The 21287-nt window shown below is 30.3% G+C and carries 20 protein-coding genes and 1 pseudogene; 11 read left to right on the top strand and 10 right to left on the bottom strand.

All coding sequences use genetic code 11. The features are described 5' to 3' along the window. The first annotated feature begins 13 nt into the window (after nucleotides 1-13). Entirely contained in the window at nucleotides 14-1336 is a 1323-nt protein-coding gene (locus tag MC378_RS09550) for a serine hydrolase domain-containing protein (RefSeq protein WP_242178535.1), read from the top strand. Between the two features lie 75 nt (nucleotides 1337-1411). Here the strand turns inward: MC378_RS09550 and sufD are convergent, their stop codons facing one another. From sufD to MC378_RS09525, 5 genes are all read right to left on the bottom strand, one after another. Then, on the bottom strand, nucleotides 1412-2725 hold the full coding sequence (sufD, locus tag MC378_RS09545) for a Fe-S cluster assembly protein SufD (RefSeq protein WP_242178534.1): 1314 nt from the start codon (nucleotides 2723-2725) through the stop codon (nucleotides 1412-1414). Nucleotides 2726-2794: 69 nt separating this feature from the next. Further along, a complete protein-coding gene (sufC, locus tag MC378_RS09540; RefSeq protein WP_242178533.1) occupies nucleotides 2795-3544 on the bottom strand; it encodes a Fe-S cluster assembly ATPase SufC in 750 nt (249 codons plus the stop codon). A gap of 78 nt (nucleotides 3545-3622) precedes the next feature. Beyond that, nucleotides 3623-5071 carry a Fe-S cluster assembly protein SufB gene (gene sufB / locus MC378_RS09535; protein ID WP_242178532.1) on the bottom strand — a complete coding sequence of 483 codons (1449 nt, stop codon included), beginning with the start codon at nucleotides 5069-5071 and terminating at the stop codon, nucleotides 3623-3625. Nucleotides 5072-5216: 145 nt separating this feature from the next. Continuing rightward, nucleotides 5217-5546 carry a HesB/IscA family protein gene (locus MC378_RS09530; RefSeq protein ID WP_242178531.1) on the bottom strand — a complete coding sequence of 110 codons (330 nt, stop codon included), beginning with the start codon at nucleotides 5544-5546 and terminating at the stop codon, nucleotides 5217-5219. Between the two features lie 200 nt (nucleotides 5547-5746). Further along, nucleotides 5747-6961, bottom strand: a complete 1215-nt coding sequence (locus tag MC378_RS09525) for a choice-of-anchor B family protein (RefSeq protein WP_242178530.1) — start codon at nucleotides 6959-6961, stop codon at nucleotides 5747-5749. A gap of 219 nt (nucleotides 6962-7180) precedes the next feature. Here MC378_RS09525 and thiL point away from each other — a divergent pair, with 219 nt between their 5' ends. Further along, nucleotides 7181-8230, top strand: coding sequence for a thiamine-phosphate kinase (gene thiL / locus MC378_RS09520; protein ID WP_242178529.1), 1050 nt, complete (start codon nucleotides 7181-7183; stop codon nucleotides 8228-8230). Nucleotides 8231-8478: 248 nt separating this feature from the next. On the opposite strand, the gene MC378_RS09515 is transcribed toward thiL, so the two are convergent. Continuing rightward, complete coding sequence (locus MC378_RS09515; RefSeq protein ID WP_242178528.1) at nucleotides 8479-10239, bottom strand: APC family permease; 1761 nt, start codon at nucleotides 10237-10239, stop codon at nucleotides 8479-8481. 250 nt (nucleotides 10240-10489) lie between these two features. Further along, on the bottom strand, nucleotides 10490-12031 hold the full coding sequence (amaB, locus tag MC378_RS09510) for an L-piperidine-6-carboxylate dehydrogenase (RefSeq protein ID WP_242178527.1): 1542 nt from the start codon (nucleotides 12029-12031) through the stop codon (nucleotides 10490-10492). Between the two features lie 112 nt (nucleotides 12032-12143). Between amaB and MC378_RS09505 the strand changes: the two genes are divergently transcribed. Further along, entirely contained in the window at nucleotides 12144-13202 is a 1059-nt protein-coding gene (locus MC378_RS09505) for an isoaspartyl peptidase/L-asparaginase family protein (protein ID WP_242178526.1), read from the top strand. Here MC378_RS09505 and MC378_RS09500 read toward each other — a convergent pair. Next, entirely contained in the window at nucleotides 13190-13537 is a 348-nt protein-coding gene (locus tag MC378_RS09500) for a hypothetical protein (protein WP_242178525.1), read from the bottom strand. The genes MC378_RS09505 and MC378_RS09500 overlap by 13 nt on opposite strands. A 179-nt stretch (nucleotides 13538-13716) precedes the next feature. Between MC378_RS09500 and MC378_RS09495 the strand changes: the two genes are divergently transcribed. Beyond that, on the top strand, nucleotides 13717-14691 hold the full coding sequence (locus MC378_RS09495) for a LuxE/PaaK family acyltransferase (RefSeq protein WP_242178524.1): 975 nt from the start codon (nucleotides 13717-13719) through the stop codon (nucleotides 14689-14691). A gap of 160 nt (nucleotides 14692-14851) precedes the next feature. Here MC378_RS09495 and MC378_RS09490 read toward each other — a convergent pair whose 3' ends face one another. Further along, complete coding sequence (locus MC378_RS09490; protein ID WP_242178523.1) at nucleotides 14852-15652, bottom strand: DUF6503 family protein; 801 nt, start codon at nucleotides 15650-15652, stop codon at nucleotides 14852-14854. 92 nt (nucleotides 15653-15744) lie between these two features. Here MC378_RS09490 and MC378_RS09485 point away from each other — a divergent pair, with 92 nt between their 5' ends. From MC378_RS09485 to MC378_RS09455, 7 genes and pseudogenes are all read left to right on the top strand, one after another. Continuing rightward, nucleotides 15745-16308, top strand: a complete 564-nt coding sequence (locus MC378_RS09485; protein WP_242178522.1) for a TetR/AcrR family transcriptional regulator — start codon at nucleotides 15745-15747, stop codon at nucleotides 16306-16308. A gap of 59 nt (nucleotides 16309-16367) precedes the next feature. After that, nucleotides 16368-16916 carry a carboxymuconolactone decarboxylase family protein gene (locus MC378_RS09480; protein ID WP_242178521.1) on the top strand — a complete coding sequence of 183 codons (549 nt, stop codon included), beginning with the start codon at nucleotides 16368-16370 and terminating at the stop codon, nucleotides 16914-16916. 75 nt (nucleotides 16917-16991) lie between these two features. Then, complete coding sequence (locus MC378_RS09475; RefSeq protein ID WP_242178520.1) at nucleotides 16992-17306, top strand: EthD family reductase; 315 nt, start codon at nucleotides 16992-16994, stop codon at nucleotides 17304-17306. 3 nt (nucleotides 17307-17309) lie between these two features. After that, entirely contained in the window at nucleotides 17310-17954 is a 645-nt protein-coding gene (locus MC378_RS09470) for a DsbA family oxidoreductase (RefSeq protein WP_242178519.1), read from the top strand. A 28-nt stretch (nucleotides 17955-17982) separates the two neighbouring features. Further along, nucleotides 17983-18732 (top strand): annotated as a pseudogene (locus MC378_RS09465) (aspartate/glutamate racemase family protein). A 2-nt stretch (nucleotides 18733-18734) separates the two neighbouring features. Further along, the gene (locus tag MC378_RS09460) at nucleotides 18735-19397 is read left to right on the top strand and encodes a peroxiredoxin-like family protein (RefSeq protein ID WP_242178518.1); all 663 of its coding nucleotides are present in this window, start codon (nucleotides 18735-18737) and stop codon (nucleotides 19395-19397) included. A 77-nt stretch (nucleotides 19398-19474) separates the two neighbouring features. Further along, entirely contained in the window at nucleotides 19475-19915 is a 441-nt protein-coding gene (locus MC378_RS09455; protein ID WP_242178517.1) for a YHS domain-containing (seleno)protein, read from the top strand. Nucleotides 19916-19983: 68 nt separating this feature from the next. Here MC378_RS09455 and tyrS read toward each other — a convergent pair whose 3' ends face one another. Beyond that, nucleotides 19984-21279 carry a tyrosine--tRNA ligase gene (tyrS, locus tag MC378_RS09450; protein WP_242178516.1) on the bottom strand — a complete coding sequence of 432 codons (1296 nt, stop codon included), beginning with the start codon at nucleotides 21277-21279 and terminating at the stop codon, nucleotides 19984-19986. Nucleotides 21280-21287: the final 8 nt, after the last annotated feature.

Below are 21287 nucleotides of genomic sequence, written 5' to 3'. Positions count from 1 at the left end.
AAATATTATATCAATGAAAAACTTTAAACGAATTCTTCTTCTACTTCTTGTATTAATTACTGTTGCAATAATTTATAATTATCCACGATTAAATATTCTTGCCGGTTATTCTGCTAAAAATATTGCATCTTCTCAGTTTATTGCAAATAGAGATTTAGCATATACAGATGCAAATGATAATAATTTTTCACCCATAAATTTAGCATCGGATAAAATTGATTTAGAAAATAAAATCGTAAACTCTTCTGCTTTTGGCTTACTAACTAGAAAAGCCATTTATAGAGAGGGGTTAGGAGCTGTTTTAACCTTAGAAGATAAAGATAAATCGGCTTCTTTTTTAACTCCAAAAAGATTAGAAGTAGATAATATAACTCCCTACCCTTATGGAAATGGAGATCAAAAAGACACCGTTTTTAATACAATTGATTATCAACAATTAAACACTGCAGTTAATTCAATCTTTAATGAAACAAATAAAACAAGAGCTGTTGTTGTAATTTATAAAAATCAAATTATTGCAGAAAAATACATCGAAGGGTTTGATAAAAACTCTAAATTTTTAGGCTGGTCTATGACTAAAAGTATTACAGGAACTTTATTTGGAGTTTTAGAGCATCAAGGAAAGTTAAATGTACAAGATAAAGCGCCTATTAAAGAATGGAAAAATGATGAGAGAAAAGAAATTACTATTCATAATTTATTACAAATGAATTCTGGTTTAGAATGGAATGAAGATTATAACACTATTTCTGATGTTTCTAAAATGTTGTTTTTAGGTAGAGATATGACAAAATCACAAATAAATAAACCTTTAATAGCAAAACCTAATGAAAAGTGGCACTATTCTTCTGGAACTACAAATTTGTTATCTGGAATTTTAAGAAGTCAGTTTAAAACACAGCAAGAATATTTAGATTTTTGGTATACAGATTTAATTGATAAGATTGGTATGAATTCTATGTTAGTAGAAGCAGATTTAGAGGGAAACTATGTAGGGTCTTCTTACGGATGGGCAACACCAAGAGATTGGGCCAAACTTGGTTTATTGTATTTACATAATGGAAATTGGAATGGAGAACAATTATTTGCTAAAGATTGGGTAAAATATGCCACTACACCAACACCAACTTCTAACGGGTGGTATGGTGCCCAAATTTGGTTAAATGCAGGAAATAGATATCCAGATGTTCCTAAAAACATGTATTCTTTTAACGGTTATCAAGGGCAAAATGTGTTTATTTTGCCGGATGAAGAAATGGTAGTTGTTAGAATGAGTTTAACTGAAAAAGCCGATATAAATCAGTTTTTAAAGGAGATAATTGCTGCTGTTAAATAAAAAGAAAATATTAATTTATAAAAAAAACCACGATTTTATCGTGGTTTTTTTTATAATAGAATTTTAAAGAAGATGTTATAAATCAAAACCGATATTAACACCTAATTTTTTAGCAATCAATTTTGTAATTCGTTGTTTTACTTCTGGTATTTTAACACTTTCTAAAACAGTATTTGCAAAAGCATACATTAACAAAGCTTTTCCCTCTTTCTTTGGAATTCCACGTTGTTGCATGTAAAATAAAGCTTCATCATCTAGTTGACCAATGGTACAACCGTGAGAACATTTTACATCATCTGCAAAAATTTCTAATTGAGGTTTTGCATTAATGGTTGCTTTATCACTTAATAAAACATTGTTGTTTTGTTGATAAGCGTTTGTTTTTTGAGCTTCTTTATTTACAATTACTTTACCGTTAAAAACAGCTGTAGAACGATCGTCATAAATTCCTTTATAATCTTGATGAGATTCGCAATTTGGTTCTATATGATGTACCAAAGTACAATGATCTACATGTTGTTTTCCTTCAATAATTGTAACTCCTTTTAAGATAGAATCAATATATTCTCCTTTTTGATAAAAGTTTAAATTATTTCTAGTGATGTTTCCTCCAAAAGAAAAAGTATGCACAGAAACCACACTATTAGATTTTTGTTCTATAAAAGAATTATCTACTAATGAAGCTGTTTTTTTATCATTTTGAATTTTATAGTAATCTACAAAAGCTCTTTTATCTGCAAAAATCTCTGTAACCGAATTGGTTAAAACCGGATTATTTGTTAAACTTTGGTGGCGTTCTATAATTTGAACATGAGAATTCTCTCCAACAACAATTAAATTTCTAGGTTGTAGCATGGTTGCTGCCTCAGAACCTGTGGTAAAATTAATGATTTGAATTGGCTTTTGAACTTCGATGTTCTTAGGAATATTTATATAAGCTCCTTCGGTTGCAAAAGCAGTATTTAAAGACGTTAAATTGTCTTGTTTTGCAACTTTATTAAAGTAATTTTCTATTACTGCTTTGTATTTTGGTTTTGTAAAAGCAGCAGACATTAAGCAAACATCAATTGTATCATGTGTTGTTTCCGATAAAAATGAGCTGTATTTTCCATCGATAAAAATAATTTTATAAGTATCTATATCGTGTATAAAATATTGCTTTACATCAGCCATTTCAACACTATTTGCTTTGTTAGGGAAAATACTATAGTCTTCTTTTAAAACCGAGTTTAAAGACGTGTATTTCCATGCTTCTAACTTTTTGGTAGGAAAACCTAGTGCTTCAAAATTTTGAAAAGCTTTAGAACGAATCTCATGAATATTGGAATTGATATCAATTCCGTTTTCAAAAGCTACATATGATGATATTAATTTTTCTTTTAATTCCATTGTTTCAGTATTCAGTATTCAGTCTCAGTAAGCAGTTTTGTAAACTGAAAACGGAGATTGAAAACTTATTTACACTAATTCTTTCTTAATCCAATCATACCCTTTTGCTTCTAACTCTAAAGCTAAAGAAGCGTCTCCACTTTTTACGATTTTACCATCGTATAAAACGTGTACAAAATCGGGTACGATATAATCTAATAAACGTTGGTAGTGTGTAATTACAATAACAGCGTTGTCTTTAGATTTTAGTTTGTTAACTCCGTTTGCAACAATACGCAAAGCATCAATATCTAAACCAGAATCAGTTTCGTCAAGTATTGCTAATTTTGGTTCTAGCATTGCCATTTGAAAAATCTCGTTACGTTTCTTTTCTCCTCCAGAAAAACCTTCGTTTAAAGAACGAGATAAGAATTTACGGTCTATTTCTAACAATTCAGATTTCTCACGAATCATTTTTAACATGTCTTTTGCTGGCATGTCTTCTAAACCTTTTGCTTTACGAGTTTCGTTAATAGCCGTTTTAATAAAGTTAGTTACAGAAACTCCAGGAATTTCTACAGGATATTGAAAAGATAAAAACACACCGTTATGAGCTCTTTCTTCTGGTGCTAATTCGCTAATATCTTCACCGTTCAATTCAATAGTTCCGGCAGTAACTTCGTAATCTTCTTTTCCGGCAATAATGTTAGCTAAGGTACTTTTTCCAGCTCCATTAGGTCCCATAATTGCGTGTACTTCACCTGCTTTTACTTCTAAATTCAATCCTTTTAAAATTGATTTATCGTCTATACTTGCTTGTAAATTTTCTATTTTTAACATTCTCTTTATGCTATTGGCTTTTAGCTTTTGGCTAGAAGCATTATTTTAATAATTATATATTTTATGGTTGGTTATAAATTATCCAACACTTCCTTCTAAACTAATTTCCAATAATTTTTGCGCTTCTACGGCAAATTCCATTGGTAATTTATTTAAAACCTCTTTGCTAAATCCGTTTACAATTAATGCAATGGCTTTTTCTGTATCGATACCACGTTGGTTACAGTAAAATAATTGGTCTTCACCAATTTTACTTGTTGTAGCTTCGTGTTCTATTTGTGCCGATTTATTTTTAGCTTCTATATACGGAAACGTGTGTGCACCACATGCATTACCCATTAATAAGGAATCACATTGAGAGAAGTTACGTGCGTTTTCTGCTCTTGCCCCAACATGTACCAAACCTCTATAAGAGTTTTGAGAATGCCCTGCAGAAATTCCTTTAGAAATAATGGTAGACCTGGTGTTTTTACCCAAGTGAATCATTTTTGTTCCGGTATCTGCTTGTTGATGATTATTTGTTACTGCAATTGAGTAAAATTCACCCACAGAATTGTTTCCTTTTAAAATACAAGAAGGATATTTCCAAGTTACAGCAGAACCAGTTTCTACTTGAGTCCAAGAAATTTTCGCATTGTTTTCACACAATCCTCTTTTGGTTACAAAATTGTAAACACCACCTTTTCCTTCTTTATTACCAGGATACCAGTTTTGTACTGTAGAATATTTAATTTCTGCATCGTCCATTGCAATTAATTCTACAACAGCGGCGTGTAATTGGTTTTCATCTCTACTTGGTGCAGTACAACCTTCTAAATAAGAAACATAACTACCTTTATCTGCAACTACTAAGGTTCTTTCAAACTGTCCCGTTCCTCCTTCGTTAATTCTAAAATAAGTAGAAAGTTCCATAGGACAACGAACGCCTTTTGGAATGTAACAGAAAGATCCATCAGAAAAAACAGCCGAATTTAATGCTGCATAAAAGTTGTCTGTTGTTGGTACAACGGTTCCTAAATATTTTCTCACCAATTCTGGATGTTCTTGAATTGCTTCGGAAATTGGCATAAAAATAATACCCTTTTCACCTAACGTTTTCTTAAAAGTAGTAGCAACAGAAACAGAATCCATGACAATATCTACCGCTACATTGGCTAATTTTTTTTGCTCATCAATAGAAATCCCTAAACGCTTAAAAGTGTCTAATAATTCTGGATCTACTTCATCTAAAGAATTTAATTTAGGTTTCTTTTTAGGAGCAGAATAATAAGCGATATCTTGAAATTTTGGTTTTTCATAATGCACATTTGCCCATTCTGGTTCTTCCATTTTTTCCCATACTCTAAACGCCTCTAAACGCCATTCCGTCATCCATTCTGGTTCATTTTTCTTTTTAGAAATTGCGCGAACAACATCTTCATTTAATCCTACAGGAAATGTATCACTTTCTATATCTGTATAAAAACCGTATTTATATTCTTGGGTTTCTAATTCTTTTTCTAAATCTTCTTCTGTATACTTACTCATACAATTAGTTTATAATGTTAAAAAGTTGAAAGTTTATAAAGTTGTATGTAGGTGTTTTAATAAACTACTTATCAACTTAGAAACTTCATTTACTTTTTTATTTTTCAATCAACTTTAAAAACGTTTTAACTTATAACTTTAAGAGCTAAAGTGAAAATGATTCTCCACAACCACAAGTTCTGTTTGCGTTTGGATTGTTAAAAACAAATCCTTTTCCGTTTAAACCTCCTGAATATTCTAAAGTGGTACCAACTAAATATAAAAAACTCTTTTTGTCTACAATGATTTTTACGTCATTTTCTTCAAAAACCTTATCGTTTTCAGCTTTTTTGTTATCAAAAGTTAAATCATATGATAACCCTGAACACCCTCCACTTTTAACACCTACTCGAACATAGTCTTTTGTAGCATCAAAGCCTTCTTCAGTCATTAATTCTATGACTTTTTTCTTTGCTGTGTCTGAAACTTTTATCATAATTTTAAATAGATTAAATCTAAATTGACTGCAAATATACAATATAAGTAGCATAAAAAAGGTAATTTTTCATTATGAAACCTGATGTAACAATTGGTTTTGTTGATTACTATTTAAAGGTAGAATGGAGAAGAATTAATTATTTATTCTCCTAATTTTTTTGAGAAGTTAATAAGACAAAGTAATAAGAGATCTTTTTTTTAAGAACCTTTTTTTCTAATGACAAACAAGCCCCTACTAATATCACTAACTATAATGTTACCACTTGGTAAATATGGATAAACATTCTGAGTACCATTAAAACTTGCGTTGTCATTTTCTGGATATGTATCAAAGTACCCTACTTCAGATAAGTTTTTATTTTCAATATCTGAAATATCAATCATTCTTATTCCTCCCGTATAATTTGCTTGGTACAAAAGATTTCCTTTAACATATCCATTATGATCTATTGCTATTGATAATCCAAAATAATCTACATGATGGATAGGATTGTTTAAATCAGAAAAATCGAAAACAATCGTTTTTGTATTCATACCAAAATCTCTTTCATCAAATTCATCTCCTACAATAAAATAACGTTGGTCTTCTGTAAACCATCCTTTATGTGTATAGCTAATATTTGGGTATGAGAAAGAGGTTATTTTTTTTGGATTTTCTTTATCAGTTACATCAACAATAACAACTTCGGTTTGATTACTTCCTATTAAAATTTCTTTTCCCGAATACTCTGTATCAGGACCATTATACGTTACCACTTGTATATCATTAGAATAACTGTTATCTGCATAACCTCCTGCCTCAATAGGTTTAAAATTTTTGTTAAGATCAACAAAGTGTGGTCCCCCATTATAGGTGTCTGAACCTACAACATAAGCATAACCTGAATCTTCATTAATAGTAATATTGTGGGCTGTTTTAAAAGAGTTGTAAATTTTATCTGCTGTAAATTCTTCTGGAGGATTGATAACTCCCTCTAACCTTCTTAAATTAAAAAGTTGCATCTGATGGTCATCAGCTTCACTAACAATATAAGCAATAGAATTGTGTACTTTTATCTCTCTGATAGGGTTGTCTACGGTTCTAGTTTTTAAAGTACCAAGGATAACCGCATTTGCAGGATCTGTAATATCTACAAAAGTTACGCCTTTGTTTGTACACATTAAAGCGTATTCATTATCAGTAAGTGGATTTACCCAACCCCAGCAATCACTTCCAGTGGTGTTTTCTCCACTCATATCTTCTAAAGAAATGTGGGTAAGTAAATCATAATCATTACAAGGATATTCTCCGGCAAAACCATTTTCACATTTTGCAATAGGATTAATGATAAATTGCTTTTTAGCATCAAAAACATCTTTTTTTGTACAACTAAAAAGGAAAATAAATATTAATAGAAATGAATTTTTAACCATATTATTAAATTATCTAACAGCTACTTTTTATAAAACGCAGTTTTCTTGTTGTATAGTATTTTGATTCATCACTTTTTATGAAGTGATAGCAAAATAAAGATACTACCTTTTTATTGTTTTAATGATGATTAATCAAAAATACCACTTAAAAACATAAAAAAATAAACATCTCTGTTAAAGTAATTCTGTATTCACTTATAATGTATTTATCTTTGCAGCATGTTAGAAGATAAGAATACACAAAAGACATCGTTGGCAGAACTTGGTGAGTTTGGTTTAATTAATCATATTACAAAATACTTTAAGTTACAAAATCCATCAAGCATAAAAGGGATTGGAGATGATGCAGCAGTTATAGATGCATCTGAGAAACAAACATTGGTTACTACAGATTTGTTAATAGAAGGCGTGCATTTTGATTTAAGTTATATGCCTCTTAAACATTTAGGTTACAAAGCTGTAATGATTAATTTGTCTGATGTATACGCAATGAATGGAGTTGCAGAGCAAATTACCGTTTCTATTGCGGTTTCGAATAGATTTCCTTTAGAAGCAATTGAGGAATTATATGCAGGAATTCAGCTAGCTTGTGAAACGTATCAGGTAGATTTAATTGGAGGAGACACTACGTCTTCGACTAAAGGAATGTTGATATCTATTACCGCAATTGGTAAAGCAGCAAAAGAAGATATTGTATATAGAAATACAGCAAAAGAAACCGATTTAATTGTAGTTTCTGGAGATTTAGGTGCAGCATATTTAGGATTACAAGTTTTAGAAAGAGAAAAACAAGTTTTTAAAGTAGATCCAAATAATCAACCAGATTTAGATAATTATACCTATTTGATTGAACGTCAATTAAAACCAGAAGCACGTAAAGATATTGCTGCTTTGTTAAAAGAATTGGATATAAAACCTACTTCTATGATAGATATTTCGGATGGACTTTCTTCAGAAGTTATGCATATTTGCTCTCAGTCTAAAGTTGGATGTAAAATTTATGAAGACAAATTACCTTTAGATCCACAAGTAATTTCTACTTGTGAAGAATTTGAGTTAGATTCTACCATGGTTGCTTTAAGTGGAGGAGAAGATTATGAACTATTATTTACAGTGCCCATTGCAGATTTTGATAAGATAAAAGGAAATCCTAATTTTTCTGTCGTTGGTCATATCACTGCAGAAAACCAAGGTTTAAACTTAGTAACAAGAGCTGGTCAAGAAATAGCATTAAAAGCCCAAGGGTGGAATGCTTTGAAGGACAATTAAAAACTTGTAAAAAAGAATGTAAAAAAAGCGAAAATTTTAAAATTTTCGCTTTTTTTATAAATCCGTAATTATTTTCATTTTGTTTCTCTATACAAAAAGAATGCAGTGTTTTTAGAACTCAAATTATTTCTAACAAGCAAAAAAATTGAATGCCACTATGATGAACCTAAGTAGTGAGAAAGATTATTAATTACAGAGACAGTTTAGTTTTTAATGAAAAAGGGATGTGATCTGAGGTTTATTCTTATTTAAATAATCAAACGGACCCCACCCAATTCTTCAATTTTATATGGAAAATGATCACCAGGGGAGCCAATAAACATAAAGTTTATTGGAATATTCCACCTTTTAGATAAACCTTGAATTAATTGAGGAGAAAAAACACCTTTTTCAATAATAAATTCAATAGAAATTTCAGGATATTCTCTATCTAAAAAATCAACTTCTTGGGCAAGGTTTTTAGGTAAAGGATTGTCTTTATTAGAAACAAACACAAGCTTTATTTTTTTAGTATGTTCGTTTTTAGAGATGTATAACATTACTTGATTTAAGTTGGCAATATTATCTCCTTTGGTAAAAAAAACAAATTCTTGAGAATTAATATGATCAATAACAGAAAGTAATTTTTTATCTGTATTTAATACAAATCGTCTAAAAGGATCAAAAACCGAATGCATTAATTTTAGTAAAAATTTTAACAATATTGTTCGGTTGAGCATGATACTAATAAAAATAATTGAAGGAATAAAATATTCTAGAAAAACAGAGAGATTACTAGGAACTCCTTCTGCTGGTTCCATAATAATATTTCCTGTTAAAGCAATGATAACAGCTGTAATAGCCACCATAATGGCAAACCAACTTGCTTTTTCTGGACGCGGTAAACTTGTTCTTTTTACTTTTAATAATATATTACCAATTCCAAAAAGAGCCATTACAGAAAGAAACGAAATGGTATATACTCCTGCCAATAGTTTTACATCACCTTTGGTGATTAATAAAACAGAGATAGTTAAAAGTAAGAAAACAATAATGATTCGATATGAACTTCCTTTTTTGTTCTTTTTTAAAAAGTATTGAGGTAAAATACGATCAAGTGCCATACGTTCTAATAAACCAGAAACACCAACAAAACTTGTTAGTACTGCTCCACTAAGAACTAAAAAAGCATCAATAGCAATTAGAATCGCTAACCAATTCCCACCTACATGAGAAGCCATTTCAATTAATAATGTGTTTTGATATGCATCACTTTTTAACAAAGGCATTGCAAACAATGAAAGTGCAAATAAAGCCGCTAAAGGATTGATAACACTTACTACAATCCACATATTTTTTAATGTTTTAGGAAACACCCCTTTTTGTTGTTCTTCTACAAAGTTTGCAGAACTCTCAAACCCAGATACTCCTAACATAGAAGCGGCAAATCCTAAAAAAATAGCATTGGCAATACTGCCTCCTGTAGTTGGTAAATGCCAGTTTTCTATAAAAATTTCAAAGCCACTATTAAAAAGAAAGAAAGTGATAAAAATACTCAATATAGCAAAAGACACTAAATGAAAAAGGAAAATTGCAATGGCAACTTTAGCTGATTCAGAAACACCTCCAATAGTTAATATTCCAAAAAAACTTAAGAGTATAATTGTAGCAATAATTATGGGAATTGCAGGGATTAAATGATGTAGGTAATGAATGGCTTCATTTGCAGAAATAACCGCTGTAGCCATATAAGACAATAGTGTTAAAGTGGCAGCAAAAGAGGCCATAGATTTACTTGTTGTGTTTAACAAAGCATTGTAAGCTCCTCCATTTAAAGGCAATGCGCCAACAACTTCTCCATATATCTTCCGAAAAAGAAAAAGCACTAATGAAACAATAAGTAATGTTATCCAAGCATACTGTCCTGCAAAAGCAATTGCTAGTGCAGATACATATAGAACAGATGAACTTATGTCGTTTCCACAAATAGCAGTAGATGCTAATACAGATAATTTTTTAGCCTTTTTCATTTGTTTTTCTTCTAGACCTTTGTAATAATTTCAGTTTGTACAATTGAAATAGAATATAAAATTAATGAACGAGTTTGATTTAATTCTGAAAGAAATTCAGTGTAAGTATTTTATATCAATCGTTAGACGAAGTTAGCATATTTTTTAGGATTTCTTTTTAAGAAATCTAAGTTTCTTGGTTTTCTTTTTAAAAAGAAAAAACCCAACATAATAGAGTTGGGTTTTTTACTTTTAAAAAATATTAAATAGTTTAAAGATCAAATTTAATTCCTTGTGCTAAAGGCAATTCATCCGAATAATTAACGGTGTTTGTTTGTCTTCTCATATATACTTTCCAAGCATCAGATCCTGACTCACGTCCACCACCAGTTTCTTTTTCACCACCAAAAGCACCGCCAATTTCAGCACCAGAAGTTCCAATGTTTACGTTTGCGATACCACAATCAGAACCAGCATATGATAAGAATTTCTCTGCTTCTTTCATTTCATTGGTCATAATTGCAGAAGATAAACCTTGGGCTACTCCATTTTGAAGCGCAATAGCATTTTCTACTTCTCCGGCATATTTTATTAAATATAAAATTGGAGCAAATGTTTCATGCTGTACAATTTCATAATGGTTTTCAGCTTCAATAATTGCTGGTTTAACGTAGCAGCCAGATTCATAACCTTCACCTTCTAAAACACCACCTTCAACCAATACGTTTCCACCTTCAGCTTTTGCTTTTTCAATAGCTGCTAAATAGGTGTTTACAGATTCATGATCGATTACTGGTCCAACATGATTATTTTCATCTAAAGGGTTTCCTATTTTAATTTGTTTGTAAGCACCTACTATGGCATCTCTTACTTTATCATAAACCGATTCGTGAATAATTAATCTTCTCGTTGAGGTACAACGTTGTCCACATGTTCCTACAGCACCAAATACAGCACCAGGAACCACTACTTTTAAATCTGCAGTTGGTGTAATAATAATGGCGTTATTTCCTCCTAATTCTAATAAAGATTTTCCGAAACGTTGCGCAACGGTTGCGCCCACAATTCTTCCCATTCTTGTAGAACCTGTTGCAGAAACTAGTGGAATTCTAGTATCTGTAGTCATCATTTCACCAACTTTATAATCTCCATTAATGATACAAGAAATACCTTCAGGTAAATTATTGTCTTTTAAGATTTCTGCAATAATATTTTGACAAGCAACGGTACACAAAGGTGCTTTTTCCGAACCTTTCCACACACAAACATCACCACAAATCCAAGCTAAAGCTGTGTTCCAAGCCCAAACAGCAACAGGAAAGTTAAATGCAGAAATAATACCAACAACACCTATTGGATGCCATTGCTCACGCATTACGTGGCCTGGTCTTTCAGAAGGAATTGTTTGTCCGTTTAACTGTCTAGATAAACCAACAGCAAAATCACAGATGTCTATCATTTCTTGAACCTCACCATAACCTTCTTGTAAAGATTTTCCCATTTCGTAAGAAACTAATTTACCTAAAGGCTCTTTTAATTCTCTTAATTTATTTCCAAATTGACGTACAATTTCTCCTCTTTGTGGAGCAGGCATATTTCTAAAAGATAGAAAAGCTTTTGTAGCTGTTTCCATTACTTTTTCGTAATCTTCTTTAGTCGTCGATTTTACTTTTCCAATCAGTTTTCCATCAACAGGAGAGTAACTTTCTATTATTTCGCCATTAGAAAAATTATTAGAACCTGTAGAAGTTCCGTTATTTATGTCTTTTAAACCTAACTCTTGTAAGGCTTTACTCATTCCAAAATCTGTCATTTTGCTGTTAAATTTTAGTTGTTTAAATTGATGTCCGAAAATACGAATAATTTTACACATTTATAAATTAAACAGAAATAACAATTTTTGTTTAATTTCAAACAAACTAATCATGAAAAAATTTCTTTTTATTTCAACGTTATTATTAATTTTAATTGGATGTAAAAACCAAACAGAATCATCATCCAAAGAAAAAAAAGGAGTTATTAAAAAAAATGATTTTGCCATTATTATTCATGGAGGAGCGGGAACAATTTTAAAGAAAAACATGTCTGAGGAAAAAGAAATTGCTTACAAAGCAAAACTAAAGGAAGCCATTAACGTTGGGTATACAATTTTAAAAAATGGAGGGACAAGTCAGGAAGCTGTGGTTAAAACCATTCAAGTTATGGAAGAGTCTCCACTTTTTAATGCGGGGAAAGGAGCTGTTTTTACACATGAAGAAACCAATGAATTAGACGCTTCGTTTATGGATGGAAAAACATTAAATGCTGGAGCTGTTGCGGGTGTAACCAATGTAAAAAGCCCTATAGAATTGGCGGTAAAAATAATGACGGATTCAGATCACGTAATGCTTTCGGGAAAAGGAGCATCCATTTTTGCGAAAGAAAAAGGGTTAGAAATTGTTGATCCAAGTTATTTTTATACAGAAAAGCGTTTTCAATCACTGCAAAGAATAAAAAATAAAACAAAGACAGAACTAGATCATGATGATAAAAAAGCTGCTTTTTATGATGCGGATATTAAAAACGCAAAATTTGGAACAGTAGGTTGTGTTGCTTTAGATAAAAATGGAAATATTGCCGCTGGAACTTCAACGGGAGGAATGACCAACAAACGTTGGGGAAGAATAGGAGATGCGCCAATTATTGGTTCTGGAACCTATGCAAATAATCTTACTTGCGGTGTTTCATCTACAGGTTGGGGAGAATACTTTATTAGAAGTCAAGTTGCTTATGATATTTCTGCACAGATGGAATATCAAAATAAATCTTTAAAAGAAGCTACAACAGACGTTATTCAAAAAAAATTAACAAAACTTGGTGGTACTGGAGGTGTCGTTGCATTAGATAAAAACGGAAACATGTCTTTTGAATTTAATACAGCAGGAATGTATAGGGCATCTATGAACGATAAAGGAGATTTAGTTGTAAAAATTTATAAAGAATAAGATAACCATTTTTCTGGAATTGGTTGTAATTCTATATGTTTTACTTCAGACTTTAATTTTACACTAAAGCCTAATCGAGATATTTTTGGAATAGATAAATTGATGTTATTTCTTTTGTTTAAAAGTTCAAGAACTTCGGTTATGCTTCTTTTAGTACACAGAACCAAACTATTCATCATTGAATTAGATTCATGTTCTAAATCATAAAAATCTACAAAATAAGCAGGCTGATTGTCTTGATAAACAATCCATTGAGTATTTTTCTTTTTAGGAAGCTCAAGAACTTCTTTTGTTCCGCTTAGTGTTCTATAGGTAGTTGCTAGTAATTTCATCATAAAATATTTTCTTGATTAATCTTTAGAATCAGAAAGTAAGCGAAACTATTAAAAATCAAAACAGCCTTTTTTAAAATACGATTAACTGTATAGATTATAAGTTCATTTATCAATTTTTAAAGATGAATTGTTATAATGTATTAAGGTTTGGGAATTAGTTATATTTTTGCAGGATATATATGAAAGACAAGATTTTTAACATACAAACCGAAGTGGAATTTACAAATATTGCTTTGGCTGTTTTTAAACATCAGTTTACAAATAATAAAGTATATCGTTCTTTTTGCGATTTATTATATGTGCATCCTTCTGATGTAAAAAGCGTTGAAGAAATTCCGTTTTTACCAATAGAGTTTTTTAAGAATAAAAAAGTAGTTTCTTCTTTAGATGAGGTTCAAGAAACTTTTACAAGTTCTGGAACAACAGGAAGTGTTACAAGCAAGCATTTTGTTACAGATATTCAATTTTATAAAGAAAGTTATTTAAAAGGATTTAATCATTTTTATGGAAATATAGAAGATTATGTTGTTTTGGCTTTGTTGCCTAATTATTTAGAAAGAAACGGCTCTTCTTTGGTTTTTATGGTTGATGATTTAATAACCAAATCTAAAAATTTAGAAAGCGGTTTTTATCTTAATAACATTGAAGAATTAGCTAAAAATTTAATCAAATTAGATAAAGCTGGACAGAAAATACTATTAATTGGGGTTTCGTTTGCTTTATTAGATTTAATAGAACTGCAACAATTCAATCTACAAAACACCATAATTATGGAAACAGGTGGAATGAAAGGCAGAAGAAAAGAATTGATTAGAGACGAATTACATCAACTTTTACAAAATGGATTTGGAGTGAAAGAAATTCATTCGGAATATGGAATGACCGAGTTACTTAGTCAGGCGTATTCTAAAGGAAAAGGAGTTTTTGAAACTCCTCCTTGGATGAAAATATTAACACGAGACACAGAGGATGCATTAACCATTAATTCTTTAGGAAAAAACGGAGGCATAAATGTAATTGATTTAGCAAATTACAATTCATGTTCTTTTATTGCTACACAAGATTTAGGGAATGTACAAAAAGACGGAACTTTCGAAATTATTGGTCGTTTTGATAATTCGGATATTCGAGGTTGTAATTTAATGGTGTTGTAAAAATGTGTTTTTTAATCCGAAATTTTAGTAGATAAAACGATGGTTTTAGTTTGTAATACTCATATAATGAACCTTCTTTTCTTTTGAACCTTTTGTATTTTATGGCGCAATAGAACAGAAGGTCTAAGGTTTTAAATATTATTTTTAAGGCTACTACTTTTTAATCAATAAATTTTGCATTTTTAGGTTTTGAAAATTTAGAACTATCAAAAGCTTTTTCAGTAATTATAATATTTTTAAACACATTTGTTTGCTTTGCTTCTGTTGGTTTGTCGTCTTTAAAAGCATAACCTGTTATTGATTGAGGTAACATCAATCCGTTTACTTTTTTCCAATCATTATACCTTCTAAAGTGTAATTCTTTTTTATCAATACCTTCAATAAAAGAAACAGTATAGCCTAACCATTCCATTTGATAAGTTTCCGAATTGTAATATAATACGTATCGATCTTGCGGGGTTGCACCAACATCATTATTGTAAGTAATTTCGATTCCTGGATACGTTTTTCCTTCAAAAATCAAAGGTTCTGCATTTGCATAATTAATTCCATCGTCAGACAAAACAAAAGGCATGGCGTAAAAGTAGAACATTAAATTATACACATATTTTGGATCGGAACCTTTATATTTTTCGGATGTTTTATTTAAAAGCCAAACTTTTTTTCCATCGAAACCAATAGTTGTTTTTGGATTTTCTAAAAGAGCTTCTCTAGAATTTAAATTAGTAGAAATAATTTCATCTCCGTTAGGTTTTTCTATTGTAAAAGCTAGAGATTTCATTGATTTCCAAGCTTCAATTCCTCCATGAGCATTAAAAATATTTTGTAAATCTTTAGGGTATTTTTTTGTTAAAACGATTGTTTTTTCTTCGGAAGAACTTACAGGTTCTTCTGGCTTTGTTGTTTGTTTACACGCTGTAAAAACAACAAGTAATAATGTTATACAAATATAATTTCTCATGCCCATTAATTTTTTTTATTGATTAATAATACAAAAATAGGAATTATTTTTTTATATCAAAGCGATTGCTTAGTTTTGTGGTAAATTATAAAATGGCAAGAAAAAAACAATATATAGAACAAGAAGTAATAGAAAAAGCAATGGCTTTATTCTGGAGAAATGGTTATGAAAACACTTCTGTTCGTATGTTAGAAAAAGAAATGGGTATCAATCAATTTTCTATTTATGCTAGTTTTGGTAACAAACAAGGCGTTTTTTTAGAAAGTATTAAATGTTATAAAAAGAAAATTAGAAAAATTACAGAGATTTTAGAAAATTCAAATAAGGGAGTAAAAGCTATTCAAGAATATTTTTATAATTTTTTAGAATTTTCTAAGGATGCAGCTTTATATAAAGGATGTTTAGTTACAAATACTATAAATGAACTAAAAGAAAATTCAGATCCAATTATTATGCATGAACTAAAAAAGTTTTCTAATGATATTAAACAATTGTTTGTAAGAAAATTAAAACAAGACGACTCAATAGACAAAGAAATGATAAATAAAAAGACCGACTTCTTAATGAACTGTCTCTTAGGTTTATCCATTTCTTCAAAAGTATTTAACACAAAAGAATTAAAAAACATTGTAGAAATGACTTTCTTAAATTTTTAGTTTTTTTTTAATCAAAAACTAAGCAAGTGCTTAGTTATAATAAATGTAAAATAGAAAATATGACAACTTTAAAAATTCATAACATAGAAAGTGCTCCAGAAGGTAGTAAAGAATTGTTAGCAAAATCGTTAAAAACAAATGGAATGATCCCTGGTTTGCACGGTGTATTAGCAGGAGCTCCAGGCTTATTAGAAGCTTACCAAACAATTCATAAGTTATTTACAGAAACGTCCTTTGATAAAGAAGAATTAACTGTAGTGTGGCAAACAATTAATGTAGAGCATGAATGTCATTACTGTGTACCCGCACATACTGCTATTGCAAAAATGATGAAAGTTGATGATAAAATTACGGAAGCTTTACGTAACGAAACACCTCTTGAAAACTCTAAGTTAGAAGCTTTACGTACTTTAACATTAGCAATTACTCGTAACCGTGGGCATGTATCTCAAGAAGAGTTAGCAGCTTTTTACGCAGTAGGATATGGCGAGCAACAAGTATTAGAAATCATTTTAGGATTATCACAAAAAGTAATTAGTAATTATACTAATCATATTGCAAATACTCCAGTAGATACCCCTTTTAAATCTTTTGCTTGGGAAAAATAAATATTTATACCTTAAGAATAAATAGACCTTCCAGAATTAATATGGAAGGTTTATGATTTATAAAAACATACAATTATGATAAAAGTGTCTGTAATGTACCCAAATAGTAAGGGTGTTCAATTTGATGTAGATTACTATAAAAACAAGCATTTACCAATGATTTCTAATGCCGTTGGGAATGCGTTAAAAGGCTTAGAGTTAGATTTAGGGATTGGAAGTAGGAATTCAGGAGAACCTGCTCCTTATGTAGCAATTGCACATTTAATATTTGAGGATGTTGCTTCTTTTCAAGATGCTTTTGGCCCTCATGTAAAAGTTTTTGCTGCAGATTTAAAAAATTACAGTAATGTAAAAGGAGTGTTTCAGATAAGTGAATTGATAACATTTTAAAAGATGAAAGAAAAATTAAAAATAGATATCGTTTCAGATGTTGTGTGTCCTTGGTGTACCATTGGTTACAAACGTTTAGAAAAAGCGATTACAGAACTTGGTATTCAGGATCAAGTAGAAATTGAATGGCAACCGTTTGAGTTAAATCCGAATATGCCAGTAGAAGGACAAAACGTAAATGAACATATTACAGAAAAATATGGTTCTACCACAGAGCAACAAAACCAATCGAAAGAAATGATGACAGAAGCTGGTGCAGAATTAGGTTTTATATTCGATTATTTTGATGAAATGCGAATGGTAAACACTTTTGATGCACACATTTTATTAGAGTACGCCAAAGATTTCGGAAAACAAACCGAATTAAAAATGGCATTTACTAAAGCTTTTTTTAGCGATAGAAAAGATGTTTCTAAAGTAGAAATTTTAAAAGAAACACTAATATCTATTGGTTTAAATGCTGATGAGGCATTATCAAAACTAAAGAATGAAGAAGCAAGAAATGAGGTAAGAACCAAACAAAAATACTGGAAAAGTTTGGGTGTAAATTCTGTACCAACAATTGTTTTTAATAGAAAAAGTGCTGTTACAGGAGCACAACCTGTTGCTACTTTTAAACAAGTGTTATCAGAATTAATTGCAGAATAGAAATATTATCTGAAATAAAATTTAAGCAATGCAACATAAAATGATTGGTATCGTTGGAGGTGTTGGTAGTTACGCTGGAATCGATTTAATAAAAAAGGTTTACGATCTTACTGAGGCAAAGTCAGACCAAGAACATTTACCTGTTTCTACGATGTCTGTACCCCATAAAATTATAGACCGTACTAAATATCTTTTAGGAGAAACTAATGTTAATCCAGGAATTGCTATTTCAGAAATTATAGCTTCATTAATAGCAAGTGGTTCAACCATTATTGGTATTCCTTGTAATACTGCACATGCAAAACCTATTTTAAGTTTAATAGAAAAAAGCATACCAGAATCTTGTGTACTTGTTAACCTTATTGAAGAGGTAGGCATACATATTTCTACTACATATCCAGAAATAACAAAAGTGGGTGTTTTAGGAACTACAGGTACAATTTTAGCAAAAGTGTATCCAGAAGTATTGGCTAAATATAATATTGAAGTAATTTAACCATCAGAAGATATACAAGATTTATTCGTGCATCCATCAATTTACGATTCTAGTTACGGAATTAAAGCATTTTCGAATCCTGTAAATGAAAAAGCAAAAGAAAACTTAAGTATGGCAGCTACCTATTTATCTAGAAAAGGTGCTCAAGCAGTAATTTTAGGTTGTACAGAAATTCCGCTTGCAATTCAATATGAAAAAATCGAAGACAGTTTAATTATTGATGCTACAACTGTTTTAGCTAGTGCATTAATAAGAGAATCTAAAAAAAGAAATATTATATAGTTATGAATTCAACAAACAAGGGCGAGTTAAATACTTTATTAGATATAAAACGTAAAGAAGGAGCTGCTAAATTCACAGAAGAAAAAAATAAAATTTATGCAGATGGAATTACAAGTGTTGTAGATTCCGGAGTCTTAGAGAAAGCATTAAATGTTGGAGATAAAGCTCCAAATTTCACATTAAAAAACGCACTAAATAAAGCTGTTTCGTTATATGCTGAATTAGAAAACGGACCTGTAGTTTTAACTTGGTATAGAGGTGGCTGGTGCCCTTACTGCAACATAACATTGCATTATTTACAAGAAAAATTTCCAGAATTTAATAAAGCAGGAGCAACGCTTATTGCATTAACGCCTGAGTTACCAGACAGTTCATTAAGTACTTCAGAAAAAAACAATTTAGAATTTACTGTTTTAAGTGATGTTGGTAATAAAATAGGAAAAGAATTTGGTGTCGTTTTTACATTAACAAATGAAGTTGCTACAATTTATAATGCAGGATTTGGTTTAAATGAAGTAAATGGAGATGAAAGTAATCAATTACCTTTGGCTGCAACGTATGTAATTGATCAAAAAGGGATCATTCAATACGCTTTTTTAGATGCAGATTATAGAGAAAGAGCAGAAGTTACAGAAATATTATCTGTTTTAAAAAAAATGAAATAACATAAATATTGTTTTTGAAGATTAGTTCATTAATGTAATTTATCTAAAAATTATCGACAAATAAAAAAACAATCTCAATGAAAAAGTTAATTGCTATTATATTTCTAACAATCTCATCAACATTTTTTGCTCAAGATTATAATTTAAAAAAAGGATATATTGCAGAAGGATATGATGTAGTATCTTATTTTAGTAATAAAGCAGAAAAAGGAAATAAAAAATTTACTACAGAATTTGATGGCGTAAAATTTAAGTTTTCATCAAAAGAAAATTTAGATATTTTTAAAAAATCGCCTAAAAAATATATACCACAATATGGAGGTTATTGTGCATATGCAATTGGTGTAAAAGGAGAGAAAGTATCTGTAAACCCTAAAAATTTCGAAATTAGAGATGGAAAATTATATCTTTTTTACAATGCTTGGGGAACAAATACTTTAGAATTATGGCATGAAGAAGGGGCAGAAAAATTAAAAGTTAAAGCAGATAAAAATTGGAAGAAAATAATTATTAAATAATAATATTCTTTGAATAAAAAAAGAGCTGAATAACATTCAGCTCTTTTTTTTGGTTGTTGTATTTCTGACTATTCAAAAATTAATAAATAATATGTTTTTTTACCACGTTGTAAAAGCACATATTTATTAGCAATTAAATCAAGAGCAGTAATCATATAATCTTCTTTTACTTTTTCTTTATTAACAGAAATTGCATTTTCTTTTAATGCTCTTCTTGCTTCACCATTAGATTTTAAGAAATTAGTTTTTGCAGCCAAAGCACTAATCATATCTATACCTTCACCTGGAACATCTTCTTTATGTATTGTTGCTTGAGGCACACCATCAAACACATCTAAAAAAGTTTGTTCATCTAAAGACTTTAAATCGCTAGCTGTACTTTTTCCAAATAAAATATTAGAAGCTTTTAAGGCATTATCATAGGCTTCTTTTCCGTGCGTCATTACAGTAACTTCTTCTCCTAATTTTTTTTGTAATAAACGTAAATGTGGGTTTTCTTTATGATCTGCAATTAAACCCTCTATGGTTTCTTTGTCTAAAAAAGTAAACTTTTTAATAAAGTTTTCTGCATCTTCATCAGAAGAATTTAACCAATATTGATAAAATTTATAAGGAGAGGTTCTGTTTGCATTTAACCAAATATTTCCTCCTTCGGTTTTTCCAAATTTTGTTCCATCAGCTTTTGTAACCAAAGGAACTGTAATTGCATAAGCTTTTCCTTGCGCTTTTCTACGGATTAATTCTGTACCTGTTGTAATATTTCCCCATTGATCCGAACCACCCATTTGTAGTTTACAATTTTTTTCTTGGTATAAGTGATAAAAATCGTAACCTTGAAATAATTGGTAGGTAAATTCTGTAAAACTCATTCCAACAGAAGACTCAGAACTCAAACGTTTCTTAACAGAATCTTTAGCCATCATGTAGTTTACAGTAATGTGTTTTCCTGTATCTCTTACAAAATCGATTAATGAAATATCTTTCATCCAATCGTAATTATTTACCAATTCTGCCTTGTTTTCTGCGGCAGCATCAAAATCTAAAAAACGCTCTAAATTTTCTCTAACTCCTGCAATATTTTTAGCCAAAGTTTCTTCGTCTAATAAATTTCTTTCTGCAGATTTTCCTGATGGATCACCAACCATACCTGTTGCTCCTCCAATTAAAGCAATTGGATTATGTCCAGCATTTTGAAAGTGTTTCAAAATTAAAATTTGCACCAAACTACCAATATGCAAAGAATCTGCAGTAGGATCAAAGCCAATATAACCAGCCGTTTTATTTTTTAATAGATATTCTTCTGTATCTGGCATGATATCGTGTAATAGTCCACGCCAGCGTAATTCTTCAACAAAGTTTGTCATTGTAATCA

This window comes from Polaribacter marinus (assembly GCF_022662535.1).
Taxonomy (GTDB): Bacteria; Bacteroidota; Bacteroidia; order Flavobacteriales; family Flavobacteriaceae; genus Polaribacter; species Polaribacter marinus.
The sequence above is the reverse complement of the archived record's forward strand: the minus strand, read 5'-3'. Positions and strand labels throughout refer to the sequence as shown.

Bases quoted from the DNA above. Each gene is read 5' to 3' on its own strand.
- MC378_RS09525 (WP_242178530.1), bottom strand. From the start codon at position 6,961: ATGGTTAAAAATTCATTTCTATTAATATTTATTTTCCTTTTTAGTTGT.
- sufD (WP_242178534.1), bottom strand. From the start codon at position 2,725: ATGGAATTAAAAGAAAAATTAATATCATCATATGTAGCTTTTGAAAAC.
- MC378_RS09470 (WP_242178519.1), top strand. From the start codon at position 17,310: ATGAAAGAAAAATTAAAAATAGATATCGTTTCAGATGTTGTGTGTCCT.
- amaB (WP_242178527.1), bottom strand. From the start codon at position 12,031: ATGACAGATTTTGGAATGAGTAAAGCCTTACAAGAGTTAGGTTTAAAA.
- tyrS (WP_242178516.1), bottom strand. From the start codon at position 21,279: ATGACAAACTTTGTTGAAGAATTACGCTGGCGTGGACTATTACACGAT.
- MC378_RS09455 (WP_242178517.1), top strand. From the start codon at position 19,475: ATGAAAAAGTTAATTGCTATTATATTTCTAACAATCTCATCAACATTT.
- MC378_RS09530 (WP_242178531.1), bottom strand. From the start codon at position 5,546: ATGATAAAAGTTTCAGACACAGCAAAGAAAAAAGTCATAGAATTAATG.
- MC378_RS09500 (WP_242178525.1), bottom strand. From the start codon at position 13,537: ATGATGAAATTACTAGCAACTACCTATAGAACACTAAGCGGAACAAAA.
- thiL (WP_242178529.1), top strand. From the start codon at position 7,181: ATGTTAGAAGATAAGAATACACAAAAGACATCGTTGGCAGAACTTGGT.
- sufC (WP_242178533.1), bottom strand. From the start codon at position 3,544: ATGTTAAAAATAGAAAATTTACAAGCAAGTATAGACGATAAATCAATT.
- MC378_RS09475 (WP_242178520.1), top strand. From the start codon at position 16,992: ATGATAAAAGTGTCTGTAATGTACCCAAATAGTAAGGGTGTTCAATTT.
- MC378_RS09515 (WP_242178528.1), bottom strand. From the start codon at position 10,239: ATGAAAAAGGCTAAAAAATTATCTGTATTAGCATCTACTGCTATTTGT.
- MC378_RS09490 (WP_242178523.1), bottom strand. From the start codon at position 15,652: ATGAGAAATTATATTTGTATAACATTATTACTTGTTGTTTTTACAGCG.
- MC378_RS09480 (WP_242178521.1), top strand. From the start codon at position 16,368: ATGACAACTTTAAAAATTCATAACATAGAAAGTGCTCCAGAAGGTAGT.
- MC378_RS09460 (WP_242178518.1), top strand. From the start codon at position 18,735: ATGAATTCAACAAACAAGGGCGAGTTAAATACTTTATTAGATATAAAA.
- sufB (WP_242178532.1), bottom strand. From the start codon at position 5,071: ATGAGTAAGTATACAGAAGAAGATTTAGAAAAAGAATTAGAAACCCAA.
- MC378_RS09505 (WP_242178526.1), top strand. From the start codon at position 12,144: ATGAAAAAATTTCTTTTTATTTCAACGTTATTATTAATTTTAATTGGA.
- MC378_RS09485 (WP_242178522.1), top strand. From the start codon at position 15,745: ATGGCAAGAAAAAAACAATATATAGAACAAGAAGTAATAGAAAAAGCA.
- MC378_RS09550 (WP_242178535.1), top strand. From the start codon at position 14: ATGAAAAACTTTAAACGAATTCTTCTTCTACTTCTTGTATTAATTACT.
- MC378_RS09495 (WP_242178524.1), top strand. From the start codon at position 13,717: ATGAAAGACAAGATTTTTAACATACAAACCGAAGTGGAATTTACAAAT.